The sequence below is a fragment of the Mesorhizobium sp. WSM4809 genome, assembly GCF_055811655.1.
The window spans coordinates 1-23707 of sequence record NZ_JBVVQW010000021.1 but is presented as its reverse complement, the minus strand read 5'-3'; the positions used below and the strand labels follow the sequence as shown (position 1 = coordinate 23707).

Here is a 23707-nt window from a genome sequence, read left to right as displayed (position 1 = left end):
ATATGGCTCCCGCTGTACGACTATCTTGAACGCGCCCTGCAGGATTATCGAGCGAAGGAGGAACGCCTCGCCGCAGTGCGCCAGCGTGTCATACGATCCCAGGATCGAACGGCAACACGATCTTCATAAGTTCCTCTTGCCACATCTTCATGTCGCCGCCCTCGCCGTATTTCGGACGGTCGATCGTGTGGCCCATCAGCATGCGCCGAAGCTCCTCGTCCAGCCTACCGTTCTTCATGCGGTCTTCGAATGAATGGCGCAGTGAATAGACAGTGTGATTGTCAGTCGGGAACAAATTGTAGCTCTTGAAGTGCTTGTTGAGCAGGGCTGACAGCGACGCCTCGCGATCCTTGTACCGCGGGAAGCCGTTGGGATGCTTTTTGAACACCTCAAGCGCCACGCCGACCAGCGGTATCTTGCGCACCGACGAGGCGGTCTTGATCTCTCGTGGATCGTCGGGATCGTCACGCGGCTCGACTGAAATGTGCGGCACCTCGTGGTCAACATGGATGACACCGGTATGCAGGTTCGCGAGTTCGCTCGGCCGGGCTCCTGTCTCAGCGAAGGCAAGCACGATTCCCCTCGCCTCATCATTGAGTGTCGCAAGCGCGCCAGGCGCAAATATCTTGTCGCGAATCCAGTCGGTCGGGAACGGCGGTCGACTGCGTTTCGACTTGTCGGCGAATGACAGATCGGCGAACGGATTCTTCTGTTCGGGGAAACCTAGATGGCGAAAGTAGTCGGCGTAGAGGGTCCGAAGATTGCCCATGTTTCGGTTGCCTGTCGACGCTGAACGGTCTGCTCTCCCTTTCTCAGGCGCAATTCGATCCAGCCAATATTTGTGTACCACTCGCGCGTCGTCGCGCGTTATCTCGCTCATAGGCTTGTCGCCGACCATGCCGATAAACACCTCGACCTCATTTCGCGCTTTGCTTTCCAGCGCTTCTTCTGGTCAGGGCTTTTTGTGCGGATTTCGTCGCGGGCAATCTCGTTGAAGTATAGCTTCAGCGCTTCCGATATCTTGTCGTCAGGGCGAGCGACCGCCCCGCCGACCGCATCGACAGATGGTGATTTGGCAGGCTCGCCTATCGTGCTCTCTACCCGCTGCAGGATGGTATCGAGGGGCTCGGCGACCAGGATCTCGGCGAGCGGTCGATAGACAAATCCCAAGGACTCGGCGCGCTTGATGGCTTGTTGGTATCGGATACGCGCCGCCTGTGGATTTTCACCCAGCATCAACGAAGCCCATAAAGCATTGTCAGCAGCCTCATGGAGATCTCGGGCGGTGCGCGCCTTTATCCGGTCTGCGGTGTCGAGGGCGCGGCGCACGAACACGCGACGCTCGTCGAGGTCCCTGACCTCTCTGGGCAGACGACGGTAGTAATGGAAATGATCGCCTCTCCGTTGCACAATATGTAACACAAAATAGGAAATAGCCGCAAGACCGATCCCCAGATGTTACAAATTCTATAACAGACTCAATGATTTAGCGGAAAATCCAGTGGTACCGTTGGCTGGGATCGAACCAGCGACCTCCGGATCCACAATCCGGCGCTCTAACCATCTGAGCTACAACGGCACGTTGCCTGAGCGGATCGAAACAGAAACTCATCCGCCCGCTCTGTCGTTCGGCGATGCGTCCTTACGGGCTTATGGATTCTAATTCAAGGCTTTTGGAAAGCAAAGGTCACTTCCCCACATCGACGCGGCATTTGCCCAGCAAGAAGGCGCAGGCAAGGGCCGGGCGACGGACAAAGAAAAAGGCCGGCGGGAGGAGGTGCCGGCCTTTTCCTGTTACGAGCCAGCGGGAGGAGGTGCTGGCTGGTCACCCCGGGGAGCAGAGGGAGGAGGTTCCACTCACCGGGTATTCCTTGATGGCTGCTATCATACACCTGATCGTTTTTAAGAAAATGCGACCTTTTGTTGCATCTTCAGATCATGCGCAAATGTTAGGCAACCTTGATTTCCTTCATCGCCTTCTCGAAGGCGGTCTTGATCGGCTTGGAGACGTCCTCGGCCGCCTTGGAGGCAACGGCCTGGAAGTCCTTGGCCTGCTCGACGGTCGATTCGACGCGCTTGCGCAGGAAGGCGGTCTGCAGCTCGACGACTTCCGACAGCGACTTGGCGCCGATCAGGGCTTCGAGGTGGGAAAAGCCGGCCTCGGCATTGGCACGCAAAGCGGAGATGGTCTTGAGCGACAGGTCGTTGGAAACGGTCTTGGCGGTCTCGTAGGTCGACTCCAGAGCCTTCTGGGTCTCCTCGGCGCCGGTCTTCAGCTTGGCATAGGCCTCTTTCGACTGCTCAACGCCCTTTTCGGCGAAGGCGCGCATCTGGTCGGTGGCCTTGGAAGCGTCGAAGCTCGGGAATTCAACGTTTTCGATCGTCTCGGCGGTCTTGGTCCTGGACATTTTCCATCCTTTTCAGCGGCAGCGGCTTTGACAGAAAGCCGTCTCGTTCCTGTATGATGGCAATATAAAGGCAAATTTTGTGCGTTGCAATATCTTTGTTGCAGTGCACCATAAATTTCTTTTGGGCCGTTAACCAAGAGCCCAGATTCAAGCCTTTGCACGTTCTGGCTTGTGGACCTTCGCGCCTCCGGCTTTTATTAACAAAGCGTTAACTGCAAAATCGCCGCTCCGTGAGGTCCGCCAAGCGCATGCCGTCCGAATATTCCTTCCTCGATGTCGCCGTGCTCGACGCGGTCCGCCAGCGCTTTGCGGCAGGCGACGCGATCGCGATCCTGTCGGCGGATCTGGAGCAGGTGATCTGGGCCAACGGGCCAGGAGCCGCGATGTTCGGTTATCCCGACATCGAGGCGATCATCGGCGCCTCGGCGCAGTTGCCCGTGATCGCCAGGCGCCAGATCATGGCGACCAGCGGATTTCCCGAGATTGGCAGTGACCGCGCCATCATGGTGCGGCTGGCGACCGGCATGACCAGCCGCGCCGTCGGCTTCCTGGCCAGTGCGGTGACCATGCCGGACGCCGAAAAGGCGATCATGCTGGCAGTGCCGGCGGCTCAGACCGGGTCACGCAGTGCCGGCGAAATCGCCGCGCGCGCCATTAGCGGCCTCACCGAGGATGGTCATTTCATCGCCTTTGTCGATGCCGGGGGCAACGTCGAGGCGGCCTCGGAAGGATTTTCGGCACTGGGCATCCTCCCGGAGACGCTGGCGGCACTGGTCGCCGACGTCGCAGCCGAGAGCGACCGCATCGTCAAGCGCCTTGTCCCCGGCGGCACGGCCTCCTACCCGGCAGGGCTGGCAAGATTGACCGAGGAGCGGCATCTGCTGGTGGTGATCGACGAGGACCAGCTCGACGACACAGCCCCTGCGGGCGAACATCCTACGCAAACCATTGCCGAGACGGCACCTGCTGGCGACGCGGCTTCCCAGCCGGAACAGGGTCGCGAGGCACCGGCCGACGAACCGAGCGCCTCGCAGCCGGCCGGCGACATCGCCGCATCGCAGCAGCATGAGATCGCCGATGCGATCGGACAGGCGCCGACGGCGGCCAACAGCGATCGGCCGGCAGCAGAGCGCATGCCCGCGCAGCACGACCATTGGTACTTCAACGCCGGCGAAGACGGAGGGCAACAGGCGCCGCGACCTGCCGCGTCCGGACCTGAAGCGCCTCAAGAGCCGGCCGCCGCTTCAGGGATGTCGCCGCTACATTCGGCCTCGACCCCTCCGGCGAGATATCAGGGCTCCTCGAACGGCGCGATACCTGGTCCGGGCGCTCCGTGCTGTGGCCGGTCGTCGGCACCGATCTGAAGATACCGGTCGACCTGGCGGCGCTGCCTGTCTATGGCCGCAGCCGCGCCTTCGAGGGTTTCCGCGGCTTCGGCGTCGCCCGCGCCAGCGACGCGGTCGTCGATCCGGAGGCCATCGGCATGGCGCTGGTGCCCAATAGCCAGGCGCCGGCAACGCCGGAACCGCAAATCATCCAACCCGCGCCCGAACAGCCGAACGCCGAAGAGCCCAAGACCGAGGACACGCAGGCATCGGATCCGTTCAAGGGCGAGGTGCCGGCGTTGACCATCGTGCCGAAACAGGAGCGGCGCTTTGCCGATAAGGTGATCCGGCTCGCCGAACATCGCCAGCCTGCCAACGACAAGGGCCTGTCGACCCTGGAACGCAGCGCGTTCCGCGAAATCGGCGAGCGGCTGAAGAAGGATAGCGCTCCGGTCGGGCCGCCAGAGACCGAGACTGTGGAGGCATCGGCAGCGGAGACCGAGGCTCCGGTCAATGCGTCCGACGACCCGATGCGCACCGACGGCATCCCTGCGTCAGGGCCAGAGAACGAACCGGTCGAGGCATCCGATGTCGATGCCGAAGACGAGCGGGATCTGGCACGGCTTGACGGTCACGCGGACGAAGCCCCTCGTGACGCCCGCTCGGGGGTGAATGTGACGGGCTCGTTGCTCGACTATGCCGGCCAAGATGACGAACGTGGCCCCGTGGCGGCGGAACCAGAGAACACAGCTGCCGTTTCGCCCGGCGAAGAGCCTGAAGCCACTGACGCGACACATGATAGCCTCGATGACGACAGCATGACGTCGGCGGATTTTCGCGATGCCGAAGACAATGAGGATTGGGCGCAGCCCGACGAGGAAGCCGCGTCGCCCGACGAGCAGACGGTTGGCGAGGAAACCGCAGGCGACTCTGCGGAAATACCCCTCGAGCGCCCTCGCCTGCAGGTTCCGCCGCTCAAGGCCGAAGGGTTCGTGCCGTCGGCGTTTTCCGCCGGAAATGAACACAAGGCTCCGGACACGTCGCTGCTCGGCAAGCTGCCCGTGCCGCTGCTCATCCATTCCGGGGACCGGTTGCACTATGCGAATGAGGAATTCCTCAGCCTGACGGGTTACGAGGCGCTTGACGATCTGGCGGATGCCGGCGGCCTCGGCGCGTTGTTTGCCGACCCCTATGCCGACGACGGCGTTTCCGACGGCACCGATCGCGCGCTGCGGCTGAAAACGCGTGACGGACAGGAATTCCCGATCGAGGCCATTTTGCGCTCGGTCCCCTGGCGCGACGGCAAGGCGCTGATGCTGGTCGTGCGACGCTCCGGCGAGGATGATGCGCCGGCGAGCCTGCATGTGGTTGGCGACGAGCAGACGCAGCCGGATATTTCCGAACTCAAGGCGCGCATCGCCGAGATGCGCACCATTATCGACACCGCCACCGACGGCGTCGTGTTGATCGGCCGTGACGGCACCATCCGATCGATCAGCCGGCCTGCGGAAGCGCTGTTCGGCTTCGACAGCGACGATGTGACCGGCAAGCCGTTCGCCTCGCTGTTTGCGATCGAAAGCCAGCGCGCGGCGCGCGACTATCTCAACGGACTGTCCGAGCCCGGCGTGGCGAGTGTCATGAACGACGGCCGCGAGGTGATCGGGCGCGAGTCGCAAGGCCGCTTCATTCCGCTGTTCATGACCATCGGTCGGCTGCCCAACGACAGCGGCTTCTGCGCCGTCGTTCGCGACATCACGCAGTGGAAGCGGGCCGAAGAGGACTTGACGCAGGCACGTGCGGTGGCCGAGCGCGCGTCCTCGCAGAAGACCGATTTCCTGGCCCGCATCAGCCACGAGATCCGCACCCCGCTCAATGCCATCATCGGTTTTTCGGAATTGATGGTCGACGAGAAGTTCGGACCTGTCGCCAACGATCGCTACCGCGACTATCTGCGCGATATCAACCGCTCGGGCAATCATGTGCTCGATCTGGTCAACGACCTGCTCGACATCTCCAAGATCGAGGCCGGCCAGCAGGAGATGGCCTATGAAGCGGTGTCGCTCAACGACACGCTGGCCGAGACGGTGGCGATGATGCAGCCGCAGGCCAACCGCGAACGGGTCATCATCCGCTCCAGCTTCGCTTCGCGGCTGCCGGAAGTGGTGGCGGACCTGCGCAGCGTGCGCCAGATCGCGCTCAACATCCTGTCGAATGCCATCCGTTACACCCAGGCCGGCGGCCAGGTGATCGTCTCGACCGCCTATGAGACGTCGGGCGACGTCGTCATGCGGGTGCGCGACACCGGCATCGGCATGAGCCATGCCGAGATCGAGCAGGCGCTAAAGCCGTTCAAGCAGATCAACGCGCTGAAGCGCGGACGCGGTGACGGTACCGGGCTTGGACTGCCGTTGACCAAAGCGATGGTGGAAGCCAACCGTGCCCGGTTCACCATCAATTCGACACCGGGCGAAGGCACTCTGGTCGAGGTCGCTTTTCCGTCGACCCGTGTGCTCGCGGAATAGATCAGCCCTCTCCGCGGTTCGGTCCCGATAAAAAGAAAAGGCGCCCAAAGGGCGCCTTAAGAGATGGGATTGCTGTCACAACGGGGGCTTGAGCGAATTCGGATCCTCGGGGCTGAGGAACGGGATTTCTCCCTCAAGTTACCTGCGACTATCGACGCCGGACCTTAACAACTCCTTACCGGAGTGCCGGAAAATTTACGAATGTGTACCACTCATGAAATCTAGGTAAATTCTAGCGAGATATTTCGTTAACCATGCCGGAAAGGCCTTTTTCATGCATGTCGTTGTCTCAAAACCGGACCACTTTTGAGCGACATGCAGTAGCAGCTACTCGGCCAGCTGCGGCAGGTTCTTGAACAGGTCGAGCGCTTCCGGGTTGGCGAGCGCTTCCTTGTTCTTGATGGCGCGGCCGTGCACCACGTCGCGCACCGCGAGTTCGGTGATCTTACCCGACTTGGTGCGGGGAATATCCGACACGGCAACGATCCTGGCCGGGACATGGCGGGGACTGGCGCCACTGCGGATCTTGGCGCGGATGCGTTTTTCCAGATTTTCGTCGAGCTGCGCGCCGGCGGCCAGGCGCACGAACAGGACGACGCGCACGTCGTTGTCGAAGTCCTGGCCGATGCACAGTGCTTCCAGAATCTCCGGCATCTGTTCGACCTGGTTGTAGATCTCCGCCGTGCCGATGCGCACGCCGCCCGGGTTGAGCGTGGCGTCGGAGCGGCCATGGATGATCAGGCCGCCATGCGCGGTCCATTCGGCGAAATCGCCGTGACACCAGACATTGTCGAAGCGCTCGAAATAGGCCGCCCGGTACTTCTTGCCCTCGGGGTCGTTCCAGAAGCCGATCGGCATCGCCGGAAAAGCCTTGGTGCAGACCAACTCGCCCTTCTCCTGCCGGACCGGCCTGCCGTCATCGTCCCAGACATCGACCGCAAGGGCAAGGCCGGGTCCCTGGATCTCGCCGGTCCAGACAGGCTGCGTCGGCACGCCGAGCACGAAGCAGGAGACGATGTCGGTGCCGCCGGAGACCGAGGCCAGATGCACGTCCTTCTTGATGCCGTCATAAACGAAGCGGAAATCTTCCGGCGACAGCGGCGAGCCGGTGGAGGAGATTGCCCGCACCGTGGCCAGATCATGCGTGCGGATCGGCTTGAGGCCGGCCTTGCGCACGGAATCGATGAACTTGGCCGAGGTGCCGAGGAACGTCATCTTCTCGGCATCGGCGAAATCGAACAGCACATTGCCGTCGGGGTAGAAGGGCGAACCGTCATAGAGCAGCAACGTGGCCCCCGAAGCGAGCCCCGACACCAGCCAGTTCCACATCATCCAGCCGCAGGTGGTGAAGTAGAAGAAGCGGTCGCCATCGGTGAGACCGGCATGCAGCCGGTGTTCCTTGACATGCTGGATCAGCGTGCCGCCGGCCGAATGGACGATGCATTTGGGAATGCCGGTCGTTCCCGACGAAAACAGGATGTAGAGCGGATGCGAAAACGGCAGCGGCTCGAAGGCAACGGGCTTGCCGACGAAGGGCGACAGCGCCTCTTCCAGCGCTACCGCCTTGTCGATGGCCCCGGCGACATCGCTCGATGTGCCGAGATAATCGACGACCAGAATCTTGCGGACAGTGCCGAGCTTGGCCGCGACCGCGGCGATCTTGTCGGCGACTTCGATCGCCTTGCCATTGTACCAATAGCCATCCGGCGCGATGAAGACGACGGGCTCGATCTGGCCGAACCTGTCGAGCACGCCCTGCTCGCCGAAATCGGGAGAGCAGGACGACCAAACCGCGCCGATCGAGGCGGCGGCCAGCATGGCGGCGACGGTCTCCGGCATGTTGGGCATCATGGCGGCGATGCGGTCGCCCTTCTTCACCTTGAGCGACAGGAAAAGCTGCTGCAGCCGCGAGGTCAGCGCGTGCAACGCGTTCCAGGACAGCCGGCGCTCGACCTTGTCTTCGCCGCGAAACACGATTGCGTCGCCTGAGCCGGTCTTCTTCAGCAGATTCTCGGCGAAATTCAGTGTCGCATCGGGAAAGAAAGAAGCGCCGGGCATCTTGTCGCCGTCGACGAGCAGGTTATCGCCCTTGTCGCCGACGATGCCGCAGAAATCCCAGATCAGGCTCCAGAACCCCTCACGGTCCTCGACCGACCAGGCATGAAGCTGCGAATACGAGGAAAACGCTACGCCGGCTTTCACTCCGGCGGCCTTGGTGAAGGCGGTCAAGGGTGCTGCGTCAATCTGGTCTTGCGTCGGGGTCCAGAGCGGTTGTCCGGCAGCCATGATCGTTCCTCCACGGTCGCCATCGCTTATGCATATCGCAGCGCAGCAGAGCAAGATTTTGTTCGGCTGATGCGACCAGATGTGCGCAAATGCCATCGCCGGGCCATAAAGACTTGAAATGCCTCAGCCCTAAGTCGTAGTGACAACTTGAAGTCGTGGTGACGACTGGGGGTCGTGGTGACGACTGGGGTCGTGGTGACGACTGGGGTCGTGGTGACGACCGGGGTTACACCCGCCGGGCGATTTGTCGGAATGGAAGCATACGGGGCCATATGCCATCATCTATGATCCGGCGCGGAATATGGGCGATCGGCGCTGCCGTGATCGTCGTCGCGCTGGTCGTTGCCGCCCTGCCGCTGATTGCCTCCACCCGTATCGTGCGCGACCGCATCGCCTGGGAAATGAGCGCGTGGAGCGGCTTCCGGGTCGCCATCGACGGTTCGCCGCGCATCGAGGTCTGGCCGACATTCCGGGCAATCCTGACCGATGTGACGCTTTCACAATGGACCGACACCGAGGCGCCGCCTGTGGTCGAGGCAGAACGGGTCGAGGTCGACCTTTCCGCCATGGCGGCGCTGCGCGGCGACGTGGTGTTTTCGACGGCGCGGCTGGTGCGGCCGACGATCCGGGTCCAGCGCACGCCTGCCGGCCTTTTCCTGCCCGCTGTCCCCACCGGCGGGCGCATCACGCGTTCCATCGACACGGCGCGCGGCGTGGTCAATGCCGACCCCGCCAAGCCGGACCTCGACAAGCTGCCTACCGACACCTTCGGCACGGTCGAGTTTCGCGACGGCCGAATGGTAGCGTCCATCGGCGGCAAGGACGTCGAGATCCTGAGCAGTTTAAACGGTCAGGCGAATTGGGCGGCGATGAACAGCAATGCGACGCTGTCGGCAACAGGGATCTGGCGGGGCGAAAGCGTCGCGCTGGACGTCGCCTCGGCCAGACCACTTGTGCTGTTTGCCGGCGGCACGGCGCCGCTGACGCTGTCCTTCAAGGCGGCGCCCGCCACCTTCTCGTTCGACGGCACGGCCAGCATGTCTGAAAATACCTATTTCGACGGTCAGGCGAAGTTCTCGGCACCCTCGCTGCGGCGTGTCCTGGAATGGTCGCAGGCCGGCATCGCTCCGGGTGCGGCGATCGGCTCGGTCAGCATTTCGAGCAAGATCACCGCGACGGGCGGGCGCGTCAAGTTCGACAACACGGCAATTGCACTCGACAACAATCCGGGGATGGGTGCACTGGACCTCTCGCTTGGCGCACAACCTGTGATCTCCGGTACGCTCGCCTTCGACACGCTCGACCTCAGATCGTTTCTTTCGGCCTTCACCCCGCTGGTGCCGACCGGAGGGGCGGGCCCCGGCGAAATCGACACAAGTTTCGCCGACAAGATCAATCTCGATCTGAGGCTGTCGGCAGCCCACGCCACGGCGGGACCTATCCAGCTCGCCGATGTCGCCGCCACCGCCCAGGTCAAGGATGGTCTGTCGGTATTCGACATCTCCGATGCCTCGGCCTTCGGCGGCAACATCCAGACCAGCCTTCGCTTCGATCGCAAGCCGGAGGGCTCGCAGGTCGAAATCCGCCTTCTGGCGTCCGACATCGACGGCGGTGCGTTCGGCACGGCGGCAGGGATGACGCGGCTGGTGCCGGTCGGCACGGGCACCGTCTCGGTGATCCTCAAGGGGCCGGGCAGAACCTGGGATTCCATCTTCGACAATGCCGACGGCTCGGTCTCGGCGACCTTCGGGCCGGGTGCGTTGAGCAAGCTCAACCTGCCGGCCTTCCTCAAACATACCGAACAGGGCGGCTTCTTCGCGCTCGACGACGTCTCCGACGGAACATTGCCGATCGACGGCGCCGAGATCAAGGCCACCATTTCGAAGGGCGTGGCGCGGATCGACAAGGCCGAGGCCAATTCAGCGAAGTACAAGATCTGGCTGTCCGGCATCGCGTCCTACGCCGGGCGCGGACTGGCCTTGTCCGGCGGCGTCATTCAGCCTGACCAGGCGGCAACGCAGGCCAACGGCCAGCAAGGTCCCAACCAGTCATCGTTCTTCGTCGGCGGAACCTGGAGCACGCCGTTCATTTCCCCGATCAGCCGCGGCGTTTCGGGGGAATAGGCCGCCACTGCGCCTCCTGTCTTTCACCCGCGCTGCGCCGCCTGCTCGTCGAGCTGGCGCTGCACCTCACGCCGCTTGTTGGCAAGCGAGGCGATGATGACGCCAATCGCCACGACAGCGATCAGGATGGTGCAGGCAGCGTTGATTTCCGGCGTCACGCCGAGGCGAACCTGGCTGTAGATCTTCATCGGCAGCGTCGTCGCGCCCGGCCCGGAGGTGAAGCTTGCGATGACCAGATCGTCGAGCGAAAGCGTGAAAGCCAGCATCCAGCCGGAGACGATCGCCGGCATGATGACCGGCAATGTGATCTGGAAGAAGGTCTTCACCGGCGTTGCGCCAAGATCCATCGCGGCTTCTTCCAGCGAGCGGTCGAAGGTCATAAGGCGCGACTGCACGACCACGGCGACGAAGCACATGGTCAGCGTGATGTGGGCGAGCGTCACGGTGAGGAAGCCGCGGTCGAGCCCGACGGCGACAAAGAGCAGCAGCAGCGACAGGCCGGTGATGACTTCCGGCATGACCAGCGGCGCAAAGACCATGCCGGAGAACAGCACCCTGCCCTTGAAGCGCGTGTAGCGGGTCAAGGTGAGTGCCGCCAGCGTGCCGAGAACGGTCGCTACCGTGGCCGAGATCAGGCCAACGCGCGCCGTCACCCAGGTCGCGTCCATGAGGCCCTGATTGTGGAACAGCGAGACGTACCATTTGGTCGAGAAACCGCCCCAGACCGTAACCAGTTTCGACTCGTTGAACGAGAAGACGATGAGCAGCACGATCGGCAGATAGAGAAAGGCAAAGCCAAGCACGATCGAAGTGATGTTGAAGCGGCTCCAGGTGGCGTTCATGAGGTCACCTGTCCATTTCCTGAGCGCGCGCCTGGGCCCGCTGGAAGAGCATGATCGGCACGATCAGCAGCAACAGCAGGATGACGGCAACGGCCGACGATACCGGCCAGTCGCGATTGGCGAAGAACTCGTTCCACAACGTCTTGCCGATCATCAGCGTCTGCGAGCCGCCGAGCAGATCGGGAATGACGAACTCGCCGACGGCCGGAATGAACACCAGCAGACAGCCGGCGATGACGCCGGGCAGCGACAGCGGGAAGGTGATCTTCCAGAACGCACTTGTCGGCGGACAGCCGAGATCCTTGGCTGCCTCGATCAGCGAATAGTCCATCTTCTCAAGCGCGGAATAGAGCGGCAACACCATGAACGGCAGGTAGGAATAGACGATGCCGATGAAGATCGCCGTATAGGTGTTGAGGATGATCAGCGGCTGGTGGATGACGCCGGTGGCGAGCAGCAACTGATTGAGCAGCCCTTCGGGCTTGAGAATGCCGATCCAGGCGTAGACCCGGATCAGGAACGAGGTCCAGAACGGTAGGATCACCAGCATCAGCAAGGTCGGGCGGATCGTCGCCGGCGCGCGCGCCATGCCATAGGCGATGGGGTAGCCGACGAGCAATGTCAGGACCGTCGAGACCGCGGCGATGATGACGCTGGTTACATAGGCGTTGAAGTAGAGGGCGTCCTGCGTCAGCCAGGCGTAATTGTCGAGGCTGAGTTGCTTCAGCTGAGCCAGGAACCCGGAAATGCCGCCGCTGAAATCGAGCGCCGGCGTATAGGGCGGAATGGCGATCGCCGTCTGCGACAGCGAGATCTTGAAGACGATGACGAACGGAATGAGGAAGAAGAACAGCAGCCAGACATACGGGATGATGATGACCAGTCGGCCAACGAAGGCAGCACCCAGCCTGGCAAGGAGGGATCTGCCGGCATTGGATGCCGGAGAGGCTGATGAGGTGGTGACGGCAGCGCTCGACATGGTCGCCCCTACCGCGTCAGCACGACGCCGGCATCGGGCCGGAAGGAAACCCAGGCGCGGTCGTTCCAGCTCAACGGATCCTCGGTGATGCGGGCCGCATTCATGGTGCTCGCGCGCACCACCTGGCCGTCGTCCAGCCTGACATGGTAGACGGTCATGTCGCCGAGATAGGCGATGTCGTAGACCTCGCCCTCGATGGCGTTGACCGCCTCGGCCGGCTTCTTCGACGACACCTTGATCTTTTCGGGCCTGATGGCGAAGGTGACGGCCGTCCCGGCGCCGGCGGCGCCGGCATTGTCGGTGCGGATGGTGAGGCCATTGCCGGCATCGATGCTGGCGCTGCCGGCCTCGCCACGCGCAATCTTGCCCTCGAACATGTTCACATTGCCGACGAAGCCGGCGACGAAGCGCGATCCGGGCGCCTCGTAGACTTCGGCCGGCGTTGCCACCTGCATCACCTCGCCCTTGTCGATGATGGCGATGCGATCGGCCATGGTCATCGCCTCTTCCTGGTCGTGGGTGACGACGACGAAGGTCAGGCCGAGGTTCTGCTGCAAATCCATCAGTTCGAATTGCGTCTCTTCGCGCAGCTTCTTGTCCAACGCGCCGAGCGGCTCGTCGAGCAGCAGCACCTTCGGCCGCTTGGCGACCGAGCGGGCGAGCGCGACGCGCTGGCGCTGGCCGCCGGATAGTTGGTGCGGCTTGCGCTTGGCGAACTGCTCGAGTTTGACCAGCTTCAGCATCTCGGCAACGCGCGATGCGATTTCGGGCTTCGGCATGCCGTCCTGCTTGAGGCCGAAGGCGATGTTGTTCTCGACCGTCATATGCGGGAACAGCGCATAGGACTGGAACATCATGTTGACAGGCCGCCGGTAGGGCGGGATGCCACGCAGATCCTGGCCGTCAAGCAGAATGCGGCCGGCTGTCGGCTCCTCGAAGCCGGCGAGCATCCTGAGCAGCGTCGACTTTCCGCAACCGGAGGCGCCGAGCAGCGCGAAGAACTCGCGCTCGAAGATGGTCAGAGACAGATTGTTGACGGCGGTGAAGTCACCGAACTTCTTGGTGACGTTGTCGAACTGGATGTACGGCTTGGCATTCGGGTCGTTCCACGGTGCAAAATCCCTGCGGATGCTGCCAAGCGATTTCATATCCCACTCCGTCCTGATTTTCTTGCTTCTTGCCCCAGGTAGAAACGGTCCCGGCAGGTGGCTGCCGGGACCGTGTCGGATTGCTTACTGGCCAGTGACGATCTTGGTCCAGGTGCGCGTGATGACGCGCTGGGTCTTGGGATCGTATGGCGAGACGGTGTAGAGCTTCTTTATGGTCTCGGCATCGGGATAAACCGAAGGATCCTCCAACAATGCCTTGTCGACGAATTGCTGCGAAGCCTTGTTGCCGTTTGCGTAGAGCACGTAGTTCGACGACTTGGCGATGACTTCCGGCTTCATCATGTAGTTGATGAACTCGAGCGCCTCCGCGACATGCGGTGCGTCGGCGGGGATCGCCATCTGGTCGAACCACATCTGCGCGCCCTCCTTCGGCACGGAATAGCCGATTTCGACGCCCTGCTTGGCCTCGACCGCGCGGTTGCGGGCCTGGAACACGTCACCCGACCAGCCGACCGCCAGGCAGATATCACCGTTGGCGAGCGCGTTGATGTATTCGGAGGAATGGAACTTCCTGATGTAAGGCCGCACCTTGAGCAAGGTCTCCTCGGCCTTGGCGATATCATCGGGTGACGTGCTGTTCGGGTCGAGGTTGAGATATTTCAACGCCGCCGGGATGATATCTGCCGGCGAGTCCAGCACGTAGACGCCGCAGTCCTTCAATTTGGCCAGGCTATCGGGATTGAAGAAGACGTCCCAGCTGTCGATCTTGTCAGTGCCAAGCGCCGCCTGCACCTTCTTGATGTTGTAGCCGATGCCAACCGTGCCCCACATGTAGTTGACCGAGTATTCGTTGCCGGGGTCATATTTGGCGGTTCGCTCGGTAACCGTGTCCCACATGTTGGAAATGTTGGGCAGTTTCGACTTGTCGAGCTTCTGGAACACGCCGGCCTGGATCTGGCGCGCAAGGAAATTGCCGCTGGGCACGACGACGTCATAGCCGCTGCCGCCGGCAAGCAGCTTGGTCTCAAGGATTTCGTTGGAATCGAAGGTGTCGTAGACGACCTTGATGCCGGTTTCCTTGGTGAAATCGTCGATGATCGAACTGTCGATGTAGTCCGACCAGTTGAAGACGTTGACGACACGATCCGCGGCGTGACCGCCGACGGTGAACAATGTCAGGAATGCCGAGGTTGCCGAAAGCCAGAGCGCTTTGCGGATCATGCTATTCTCCTTTGATGAGTGTTCCTTCACCGGCTCGTCGCGATATCAGCGCGACCGGCATTTTCTTCAGACTATTGAGCTTTCCAAGGGGCGACAAGCGCGAACTGCCGAGACCATTCAGGCGGTTCGATGAGATGGCTGGATGCCCCTGAGGCGGCTTGGGAGGCGTGCCAATACCGTCATAGGCTTTCGCCGTAGCGCGGGCAGAGATACGACTATATGGTCCGGTCCCGATCGGACCGGCTTGGAGACCTGGCAAGATACGCCTGTCTTGTTGTTGCCGTATTCCCAGCCTGCCCGTGCTGCAGCGACGTTGTCAATGGCAAAGCTGCAGGCCGCCTCAATTAGGCGACGGCACCCCGGTGACCCCTGCGCGTTCGGGCCGTGCCTGCCGCTTGAATTCGAGCCCGATATGGACGAGCAGCGCCGTGACCACCACCGCGCCACCGATGATGGTGCGCCCCGACGGCACCTCGGAATGGATGAGCCAGACCCATATCGGGCCGAGGATCGGCTCGAACGTGCCGAGCAGAGCCGCGATGGCCGCCGGGATCAACCGTGCGCCGGTGGCGAAGAAGGCGAGACCGAGGCCGAGATTGACCACGCCGAAGGCAAACAGAAAGCCCATGTCGCTGACTGACACGGTGAAGGTCGATGCCTGCGAGACGGCAAAGCCGGCCGCGAGCATGGTGCCGAGGCACGTCGCCGGCGTCATGCGCACGCCGGAAAACCGCCGGGTGATGACGGTGGCGACCGAGAACATGACCGCGATCAACAGCGCCAGCCCATCGCCTATGGGCGAGACGGCGCCATCCAGCGATTCCGACACCATGATGGCGACGCCGGTGATGACGGCGGGGATTGCCACCCAGGTGGCGACACCCGACCCTTTCGCGAAACAACGCCCAGGCAAACAGCGCCGCCAGCAACGGCACGCCTGCCTGCATCAAAAGGATGTTGGCGACGGTGGTGTAGGCCAGCGCCACGACGAAGGCGGTCGATGCGGTGGCAAAGCAGATCCCGACGGCAAGACCGGGCAGACCCATGTCGCGGAACAGCTTCCGCGTGCCACGCCAGCCGTCACGCCAGACCATGAAGCAGACCAGGAAGGCGGCTGCCCAGACGGAGCGCCAGAAAATGACCGTCCAGCTGTCACCGACGGTGATGAAGCGGGCGATGGTGCCGCCGAAACTCCACATCAGCGCCGACAGGAAGACCAAAAGCATGCCGACGCGTTCCTCGCGCGGCGACACGGCTGGCGATGCGACGATTGGCGATGCGGTATTGGTCATGGCTGCCACTGTCGGTGTTTCCGGCGGTGCACGATGCGCGATGGGCGACAAGGACGTGCCATTTTCGCCTAATGCGTCGGCAACGGCCGGGCGTGATCCAGCTTCATGTTCCCCTTTGGCGCACTGGTCAGACGCCTGGACCAAATTCGCCCTGCTGGGGTTGGCTGATCATCCCAATCTAGGAGGAAGCGTTCCTGTTGCCCCGAATGAGCCGCCAAAGGCCGGCCAACGGAATCAGCAGGATCAGGCCGAATTTCTTCAAGGCGATGAGCGCCACCGCCAGAAGACCAGCCTTTGCCGCCAATTTCCCGGCGATGAGGCCGCCAATCCCAACCGCGGCGACCGTGTCGGTGCCGGGCAGGAAATCCGTGTATCTCTTGCCCGTGCTGAAGCCCGCCAGGCCAAGCACTTCATCCAGGCTCTGCTTTATCTCCGGCAACTGCTCCACATTGGCGATGTAACTCATCACGAAGACGCCCTCCCTGCCAAGGAAACGGACATCGTAGTTGAGCGTGTGGACGGCGTCGTTTCCGAACTGGAGTTCCTTGGCCCAATGCAGACGCTTGTTGACGGCATCATAGACTGGCGGCGAAGCCCAACCGATCAACGTGACGGGCGGAAAACCGTCCTTCACCCGTTGATCGTTGCCCGACAAAGTGTCGGCCTTCATGCTGCTCAATAGTTCGCTGTAGTTGATGGAGGCAGCGTCGCCGTCATCGACATAACCGATCTTTTCCCATCGCAGCTCTATTCCCCAATTGTTGTCGGCGATGGGGTCATAATTGCTCGGGAAGATCATGCCGATCGCGTCGGAACCGGCATCGGGTGGGTTACCCCAAGCCTCGGTCAGGACCGAGACGGCGTCCTTCTTATTCAGAAAATAGAACTTGCCCTTGAGATCGAGGTGAATGCCTTCGGCGAGGTCTATCGGTCCGGTCTTTGGATCTATCTTGTCCAGGAATGCCTTGCCGGCATCATTGTACTGTTTGTAGGAGCTGAAGAAATCCGAGGATTTTTCTGCATATGCAGATGAAGCTGAGAGGGCAAATGTCAGCCCAAGCGAAAAAACCGTCCTGCCCATCGCCGCCCCCCAGCCTTGCGTAGTTCGTCTTGATACCTCGTCGTCAACGCCGAATCAATATTTCGATCGGCAATACTCGGCAATATTATCTAGGGAAGACTCCGCAGCTTTCGCCGCCGGACGAAAGATATTCTTGCCGACTCATGTCGTCACTGGAAATCGAAGGCACTCAGGCCCGTCACCATCTCGTCGAGGCCGAGCGGGCGCGTCACCGGCGGCTCGGCGCGCGCCAGGCAGCCGACGCGTTCGCAAAGCCGGCAGGCAGGCCCGACCGGCGTCGCCGCAATACTGCCGGCCTTTGCGGTGATTGCCGCACCGGGTAATGCCGCGCCATAGACGATTTCGTCACGAAAGCCGATATCGCAGCCAAGCAGCAATGCGGTGCGGCGCGGACGTTCCGAGAACGCGCCTTGCGGCCCTTCCAGCGTGCGGGCGATGCACAGGAACTCGGCGCCGTCGGGCATTTCCACTGCCTCGACGAAGACCTGGCCAGGTTGGGTGAAGGCAACATGCACGGGCAGCTTGGGACAGCCGCCGCCAAAGCGGCTTTGTGGAAAGCCCTGGCTGCCGGCCTTGCGGAAGCGGTTGCCTGCATTGTCGACCTCCAGCATGAAGAACGGCACCCCCGAGGCACCCTGCCGCTGCAGCATGGTCAGCCGGTTGGCTGCCTGTTCGAAGGAGACGCCGAAGCGCGAACGCAGGACATCGATGTCATAGCGGGCGCGCACGGCAGCCGCGTGAAAGGCCTGATAGGGCATCATCAGCGCATGCGCCGCATAACGGCCAAGTTCGAAGCGGGCCAGGCGGCGCGCCTCGTCGGTGCTCAGCTTGAGCGCCTGGATCTCGCCGGCGACCGCGACCGTCATGCGGATCAGGCAGGCCTCCATCGCGACTTCGCGCAACTGGTCGAACGGCGACAGGCGTTCGGACAGGAACAGGCGCTGCGAATGACGATCATAACGGCGGCGCCAGTTAGGCATGGTGGCGACCGGCAGCACCTTGACGACGATGCCATATTCTCGCTTCAGCCAGGCCTTCAGCGCGCCGAACAGATCGTCGCCGGGATCGAGCACCGAGGTGAACGCCGCGGCCTCCTCCTCGAGGGCAGCGAAATGGTTCGGCCGGCGCTCGAGAATCTCGTGCACCTCGTCGATCGGCAGGCGGGCGCCGGAAAGCGCCGTCGCCCGACCTTCGCGCGCCAACAGTTCGTTGAGGTCGGACAGGCGCTCGGCCTGCTCGCGATAGGCGCGGAACAGTTTTATCACCGCCGCAGACGCGTTGGGCGCGGCCTCGGCAAGCTCGATCAGTTCCTGATCACCCGGCAACTCGCCGACCAGCAGGGGATCGGTGAACACTTCCTTCAAGGCAGCGACAGATCCCCTCGCCTCGCCCTGCAGTTCGTGTGGATCGACCTTGTAGACGGAAGCCAGCCTGAGGATCAGCTGCACCGTCAGCGGCCGCTGGTTGCGCTCGATCAGATTGAGATAGGACGGTGAAATGCCGAGGCCCTCGGCCATCGCCGTCTGGGTCAGGCCCTTGGCATTGCGGATGCGGCGGATGCGCGGCCCGGCGAAGATCTTCTGGTCAGCCACGGACTGTCCTTTACAGCAATTTACATGAACTTTCTGGGCTCTGGCGTTTTACAATAATGACAAATTTACAACGCACCTCTGTCAAACGCAACACAGGTTTTCTCTTATATTCCGTCGGCTTCCCGGATTTTTGTGGCTGATTTCGCGCAGAAATGTAAATCCAGTCATACCCAACGACCCCAGATTCTCGACGCAGTTCAGCAATTCCTCGGAGTGACCAATGACTGATTTTTACAACCTCGTCCCATCGGCCCCGGAAGGTCGTTTCGACGGTATCGAACGGCCCTACTCCGCGGCGGATGTGAAGCGTCTGCGCGGTTCGGTGCAGATCCGTCAGAGCCTCGCCGAAATGGGTGCCAACCGGCTGTGGAAGCTCATCCATGAGGAGGACTTCGTCAACGCGCTCGGTGCCATGTCCGGCAATCAGGCGATGCAGCAGGTGCGCGCCGGACTGAAAGCGATCTACCTGTCGGGCTGGCAGGTTGCCGCCGACGCCAACACGGCTGGCGCGATGTATCCGGACCAGTCGCTCTATCCGGCCAATGCAGCGCCCGAACTGGTCAAGCGCATCAACCGGACGCTGCAGCGCGCCGACCAGATCGAAACGTCCGAAGGCAACGGGCTTTCCGTCGAGACATGGTTCGCGCCGATCGTCGCCGACGCGGAAGCCGGTTTCGGCGGACCGCTCAACGCCTTCGAAATCATGAAGGCCTTCATCGAGGCGGGCGCCGCCGGCGTCCATTATGAGGACCAGTTGGCGTCGGAAAAGAAATGCGGCCATCTCGGCGGCAAGGTGCTGATCCCGACCGCGGCGCACATCCGCAACCTCAACGCCGCGCGCCTGGCGGCGGACGTGATGGGCACGCCGACCCTGGTCGTCGCGCGCACCGATGCGGAAGCCGCCAAGCTGCTCACCTCCGACATCGACGAACGCGACCAGCCTTTCGTCGACTACGACGCCGGGCGCACGGTGGAAGGCTTCTACCATGTCAGGAACGGCATCGAGCCCTGCATCGCCCGCGCCATTGCCTATGCGCCTTACGCGGATCTGATCTGGTGCGAGACCTCGAAGCCGGACCTGACGCAGGCCAGGAAATTCGCCGAGGGCGTGCGCAAGCATCATCCCGACAAGCTGCTCGCCTACAATTGCTCGCCCTCGTTCAACTGGAAGAAGAACCTCGACGACGCGACGATCGCCAGGTTCCAGAAGGAGCTCGGCGCGATGGGCTACAAGTTCCAGTTCATCACGCTCGCCGGCTTCCACCAGCTCAACTACGGCATGTTCGAACTGGCGCGCGGCTACAAGGCGCGGCAGATGGCGGCCTATTCCGAGTTGCAGGAAGCGGAGTTCGCGGCCGAGGCCGATGGCTACACCGCGACCAAACATCAGCGCGAAGTCGGCACCGGCTATTTCGACGCCGTGTCGATGGCGATCACCGGCGGCCAGTCATCGACCACCGCCATGCATGAATCGACCGAGCACGCGCAGTTCAAACCGGCCGCGGAATAGCGAGCAGCAAAGTACAGAGGAAACGCCCAACAGGGCTGGGAACACAGGAGAAGACCAATGGCATCGATAAGCCGCGTCAAGGAACGCGCCGAGGAACAGTCGACGACGATGAGCGTCGACCAGCAGGCGACGATCCGCATGCTGGCCAACGACCTGCACCGCCTCAACCAGTCGGTGATGAAGGCGGTCGAGGCGGGCGTCTCGGTGGAACTCGTGCGCTCGGCACGACATCACGGCGGCGACGGCAACTGGGGCGATCTGCTGATCCCGGTGATCGTCACGCAGCAGAGCCACGGCTGACTGAAATCCATGCAACCGACCCTTCACCTGCGCAGCCCCTGCGCAGGTGAATTTTCTCTTTAGGAAATCCACGTGTGGACAGTTGAGTACAGTAGCGTTGCTTGAAATTCACTGCTCCCGGCGATGATTTCGAGCACTTTTATTTCAACTTGACACAGGCTACGATCTCACGCCAATTGCGCTCCGGATTCAACTCTGCATTGAAATAGGGGCGAGCTTCTTGGCCGACTTGTGTGCCCGGTGAATCGCGAAGGCGAGACTCCAAGACATCCGAATCCGGTGACCCGCGACTCAACCACCGAGGCGATCCGCGATCCGTCGCAGGTGCTTGTCGTCGGGAAATCGCCCATCAATCGCGTGGTGATTTCAAAGATCGTCGAGCGATCCGGGCTCAAGCCGATTTCGGAATCTCCCGACACGGCGGCAAGGATCTTGCGGTCGCTCATTCCCGGTGTGGTTGTCCTTGACGGCGGCGCCGACAACAAGGACTGCGACAATCTGATGTCCAGCATCGACGCGTTGCGCCGCGCCTCGGGCAAATCACTGCCACCGGTAATCCTGCTGTCAACCAAGAACGGCACGACGGAAAGTCTGGGCCTGTCTGGTATCATCGACGTGGTGGTCGCCAAGCCGATCACGCCCGAACGGTTGCAACCGGTGATCGATCGCCTGATCGGCCGCTAAGGCAACTGCGGGAAAAGTACGCAGGCGGTTTTCCGTCCGGAATTGAGCAAACCAGGTAAGGCCCGGCGATCACGGATCGATGATGCTTTCGATCAGTCCGGGCAGTTGTCCGAGATCGGATATCTGGCGGAACCTCGATTCGGTTACCGGCGCCTCGACATGCTCCAGCACCCATGTCAGTTCATGCGGCACATGGACACCCCAGCCGCCGGCCTCTATGGCCGGCACCACATCCGACTTCAGCGAGTTGCCGACCATCATGCTTTTCGCCGGACCATCACCGTGGCGGTTGAAGAGCCTGCTATAGGTGGCTGCATTCTTGTCACTGACGATCTCGACCGCGTCGAACAGATCGCCAAGGCCTGAGCCAGCCAGCTTGCGCTCCTGATCGAAGAGGTCGCCCTTGGTGATCAGCACGAGGCGGAATGCACCGGCAAGCTTTTCGACCGTCTCGCGGGCGTGCGGCAAGGCCTCGATCGGATGGCTCAGCATCTCGCGGCCGGCATCGAGAATCTCCGCTATGACCGAAGCCGGCACGCGGCCTTGCGTGACCTCGATCGCCGTCTCGATCATCGACAGGGTAAATCCCTTGATGCCGAAGCCATAGACGGCGAGGTTGCGCCTTTCGACCTCCAGCAATCGTGCCGAGATATGCTCGGCTTCGCCATGGTCGACGAGCATGGCGGCAAAGCGCTTTTCCGTCAGCCGGAAGAACTGCTCGTTCTGCCACAGCGTGTCGTCGGCATCGAATCCGATCGTTGTCAGTCTGCCGTTGGGCCGCATTCAATTTCTCGATTAAGATTTGGGCCTCGATTGGAATTGCGACGGCCGAAACTAGGCCGATTGGCGTGATTTTCAACCGCGCCGGCCAATGCCCGACGCGGCTCCCCTTCCCTTCCATAGGAGGGCACGGCTATACTCCACAATCCGCAACCCAATCTGGTGAATGATGCCGCCTGCAAAAAAGGAAGTCCGTCCGTCGAGCCGCGGAGGACGCGCCCGCACGCCTGCCTTCGTGAAAAACCAACGGGGCGTCAAGAACTGGAAGGAAGTCAGCGCCTGGCTGGAGTGGCGCGGCATCGAGGATATCGAGTGCATCACGCCCGATCAGGCAGGCGTTGCGCGTGGCAAAATGATGCCATCGAAGAAATTCACCTCCAACACCTCGCTGGCGCTGCCGTCGGCAGTCTTCATGACGACGATTTCCGGCGGCTACCCCGAGGATGGCAACGGCTTCCATTACCCGGAAGACGACGGCGACCTCAAACTCATGCCCGACCTGTCGACGCTGACGGTGGTGCCCTGGGAAGAAGACCCGACGGCCGCGGTCATCTGCGACCTCGTCCACCAGGACGGACGCTCGGTCGAGTTCACGCCGCGCAATGTGTTGAAACGTGTGGTGGCCGCCTATGACAAGCTCGGCCTGAAGCCAGTGGTGGCGCCCGAGATCGAGTTCTACCTGGTGCGCAAGAATCCCGATCCGGACTATCCGCTGACCCCGCCGGTCGGCCGGTCGGGACGCGCGATCGGTGGCGGCGCCGGCTATTCGATCGCCGGCGTCAACGAATTCGACGAACTGATCGATGACATCTACCATTTCTCTGAAAGCCAGGGCCTGGAGATCGACACGCTGATCCACGAGGAAGGCGCCGGCCAGCTGGAGATCAATCTGCGCCACGGCGACCCGATCGAACTGGCCGACCAGGTGTTCATGTTCAAGCGCACCATTCGCGAGGCGGCGCTGAAGCACGAGATCTACGCCACCTTCATGGCCAAGCCGATCCAAGGGCAACCCGGCTCCGCCATGCACATCCACCAGTCGATCATCGACAAGAAGACCGGACAGAACATCTTTTCGGCCGCTGACGGCTCGGAAACCGACGATTTTTTCCACTTCATCGGCGGCATGCAGAAGCATGTGCCGAACGCGCTGGTGATGTTCGCGCCCTACGTCAATTCCTACCGCCGGCTGACACAGGCGGCGTCGGCGCCGGTCAACAACAAATGGGGCTATGACAACCGCACCACGGCGTTTCGCGTGCCACGCTCGGATCCGGCGGCACGGCGCGTCGAAAACCGCATCCCGTCCTCCGATGCCAACCCCTATCTGGCGCTGGCGGCATCGCTTGCCTGCGGGCTGATCGGCATCACCAACAAGATCAAGGCCGAGCCTCCCGTCCTGACCACCGCCAATGCCGACGAAATCGACCTGCCGCGTGGCCTGCTCGAAGCCGTCGACCTGTTCGAGGGCGACGAGGAACTCTGCGCGCATCTGGGCAAGTCCTTCGCCGCCACCTATGCGGCGATCAAGCGGGCGGAGTTCGAGACCTTCATGGAAGTGATCAGCCCGTGGGAGCGGGAGTATTTGTTGCTGAATGTGTAGGGAATAGGGCAGTAGGGGAGTAGGGGAGTAGGGGAGTAGGGGAGTAGGGG

At 62.0% G+C, this 23707-nt stretch carries 16 protein-coding genes, 1 tRNA gene and 2 pseudogenes; 6 read left to right on the top strand and 13 right to left on the bottom strand.

Translation table 11 applies throughout. The annotated features are described in order from the left end of the window. Positions 1–88 precede the first annotated feature (88 nt). From AC0L24_RS30195 to AC0L24_RS30180, 4 genes are all read right to left on the bottom strand, one after another. Positions 89–769 (bottom strand): site-specific integrase, encoded by a 681-nt coding sequence (locus AC0L24_RS30195; RefSeq protein WP_245491243.1) that lies wholly within the window; start codon positions 767–769, stop codon positions 89–91. A gap of 107 nt (positions 770–876) precedes the next feature. Further along, positions 877–1335, bottom strand: coding sequence for a hypothetical protein (locus AC0L24_RS30190; protein WP_245481801.1), 459 nt, complete (start codon positions 1333–1335; stop codon positions 877–879). 167 nt (positions 1336–1502) lie between these two features. Then, a tRNA-His gene (locus AC0L24_RS30185) sits at positions 1503–1579 on the bottom strand. Between the two features lie 370 nt (positions 1580–1949). Further along, the gene (locus AC0L24_RS30180; protein WP_127327947.1) at positions 1950–2408 is read right to left on the bottom strand and encodes a phasin; all 459 of its coding nucleotides are present in this window, start codon (positions 2406–2408) and stop codon (positions 1950–1952) included. A 248-nt stretch (positions 2409–2656) separates the two neighbouring features. Here AC0L24_RS30180 and AC0L24_RS30175 point away from each other — a divergent pair. Beyond that, positions 2657–6255: pseudogene (locus AC0L24_RS30175) on the top strand (histidine kinase dimerization/phospho-acceptor domain-containing protein). A gap of 327 nt (positions 6256–6582) precedes the next feature. On the opposite strand, the gene AC0L24_RS30170 reads toward AC0L24_RS30175, so the two are convergent. Continuing rightward, a complete protein-coding gene (locus AC0L24_RS30170) occupies positions 6583–8541 on the bottom strand; it encodes an acetoacetate--CoA ligase (protein WP_473564687.1) in 1959 nt (652 codons plus the stop codon). Between the two features lie 272 nt (positions 8542–8813). Between AC0L24_RS30170 and AC0L24_RS30165 the strand changes: the two genes are divergently transcribed. Further along, entirely contained in the window at positions 8814–10664 is a 1851-nt protein-coding gene (locus AC0L24_RS30165) for an AsmA family protein (protein ID WP_127327951.1), read from the top strand. A gap of 23 nt (positions 10665–10687) precedes the next feature. Here the strand turns inward: AC0L24_RS30165 and AC0L24_RS30160 are convergent, their stop codons facing one another. From AC0L24_RS30160 to AC0L24_RS30130, 7 genes and pseudogenes are all read right to left on the bottom strand, one after another. Continuing rightward, a complete protein-coding gene (locus AC0L24_RS30160) occupies positions 10688–11506 on the bottom strand; it encodes an ABC transporter permease (protein ID WP_013530251.1) in 819 nt (272 codons plus the stop codon). Positions 11507–11510: 4 nt separating this feature from the next. After that, on the bottom strand, positions 11511–12485 hold the full coding sequence (locus AC0L24_RS30155) for an ABC transporter permease subunit (RefSeq protein ID WP_127397455.1): 975 nt from the start codon (positions 12483–12485) through the stop codon (positions 11511–11513). An 8-nt stretch (positions 12486–12493) separates the two neighbouring features. Further along, the gene (locus AC0L24_RS30150) at positions 12494–13633 is read right to left on the bottom strand and encodes an ABC transporter ATP-binding protein (protein WP_127397456.1); all 1140 of its coding nucleotides are present in this window, start codon (positions 13631–13633) and stop codon (positions 12494–12496) included. A gap of 84 nt (positions 13634–13717) precedes the next feature. Next, entirely contained in the window at positions 13718–14815 is a 1098-nt protein-coding gene (locus tag AC0L24_RS30145) for a polyamine ABC transporter substrate-binding protein (RefSeq protein ID WP_127268369.1), read from the bottom strand. A 340-nt stretch (positions 14816–15155) separates the two neighbouring features. Further along, positions 15156–16107: pseudogene (locus AC0L24_RS30140) on the bottom strand (DMT family transporter). A gap of 178 nt (positions 16108–16285) precedes the next feature. Further along, the gene (locus tag AC0L24_RS30135) at positions 16286–17188 is read right to left on the bottom strand and encodes a DUF2167 domain-containing protein (RefSeq protein ID WP_127807876.1); all 903 of its coding nucleotides are present in this window, start codon (positions 17186–17188) and stop codon (positions 16286–16288) included. 149 nt (positions 17189–17337) lie between these two features. After that, positions 17338–18780 (bottom strand): helix-turn-helix domain-containing protein, encoded by a 1443-nt coding sequence (locus AC0L24_RS30130; RefSeq protein ID WP_127807877.1) that lies wholly within the window; start codon positions 18778–18780, stop codon positions 17338–17340. Positions 18781–19000: 220 nt separating this feature from the next. Between AC0L24_RS30130 and aceA the strand changes: the two genes are divergently transcribed. From aceA to AC0L24_RS30115, 3 genes are all read left to right on the top strand, one after another. Beyond that, the gene (aceA, locus tag AC0L24_RS30125; RefSeq protein WP_127268366.1) at positions 19001–20290 is read left to right on the top strand and encodes an isocitrate lyase; all 1290 of its coding nucleotides are present in this window, start codon (positions 19001–19003) and stop codon (positions 20288–20290) included. 57 nt (positions 20291–20347) lie between these two features. After that, entirely contained in the window at positions 20348–20590 is a 243-nt protein-coding gene (locus tag AC0L24_RS30120; protein WP_006202762.1) for an SMc00767 family acetate metabolism repressor, read from the top strand. 279 nt (positions 20591–20869) lie between these two features. Beyond that, positions 20870–21274 (top strand): ANTAR domain-containing protein, encoded by a 405-nt coding sequence (locus AC0L24_RS30115; RefSeq protein WP_245463682.1) that lies wholly within the window; start codon positions 20870–20872, stop codon positions 21272–21274. A 69-nt stretch (positions 21275–21343) separates the two neighbouring features. On the opposite strand, the gene AC0L24_RS30110 is transcribed toward AC0L24_RS30115, so the two are convergent. After that, positions 21344–22057, bottom strand: a complete 714-nt coding sequence (locus AC0L24_RS30110) for an HAD family hydrolase (RefSeq protein ID WP_127807878.1) — start codon at positions 22055–22057, stop codon at positions 21344–21346. A gap of 163 nt (positions 22058–22220) precedes the next feature. On the opposite strand from AC0L24_RS30110, the gene AC0L24_RS30105 reads away from it, so the two are divergent. Next, complete coding sequence (locus tag AC0L24_RS30105) at positions 22221–23657, top strand: glutamine synthetase family protein (RefSeq protein WP_027035719.1); 1437 nt, start codon at positions 22221–22223, stop codon at positions 23655–23657. The last annotated feature ends 50 nt before the right edge of the window (positions 23658–23707 follow it).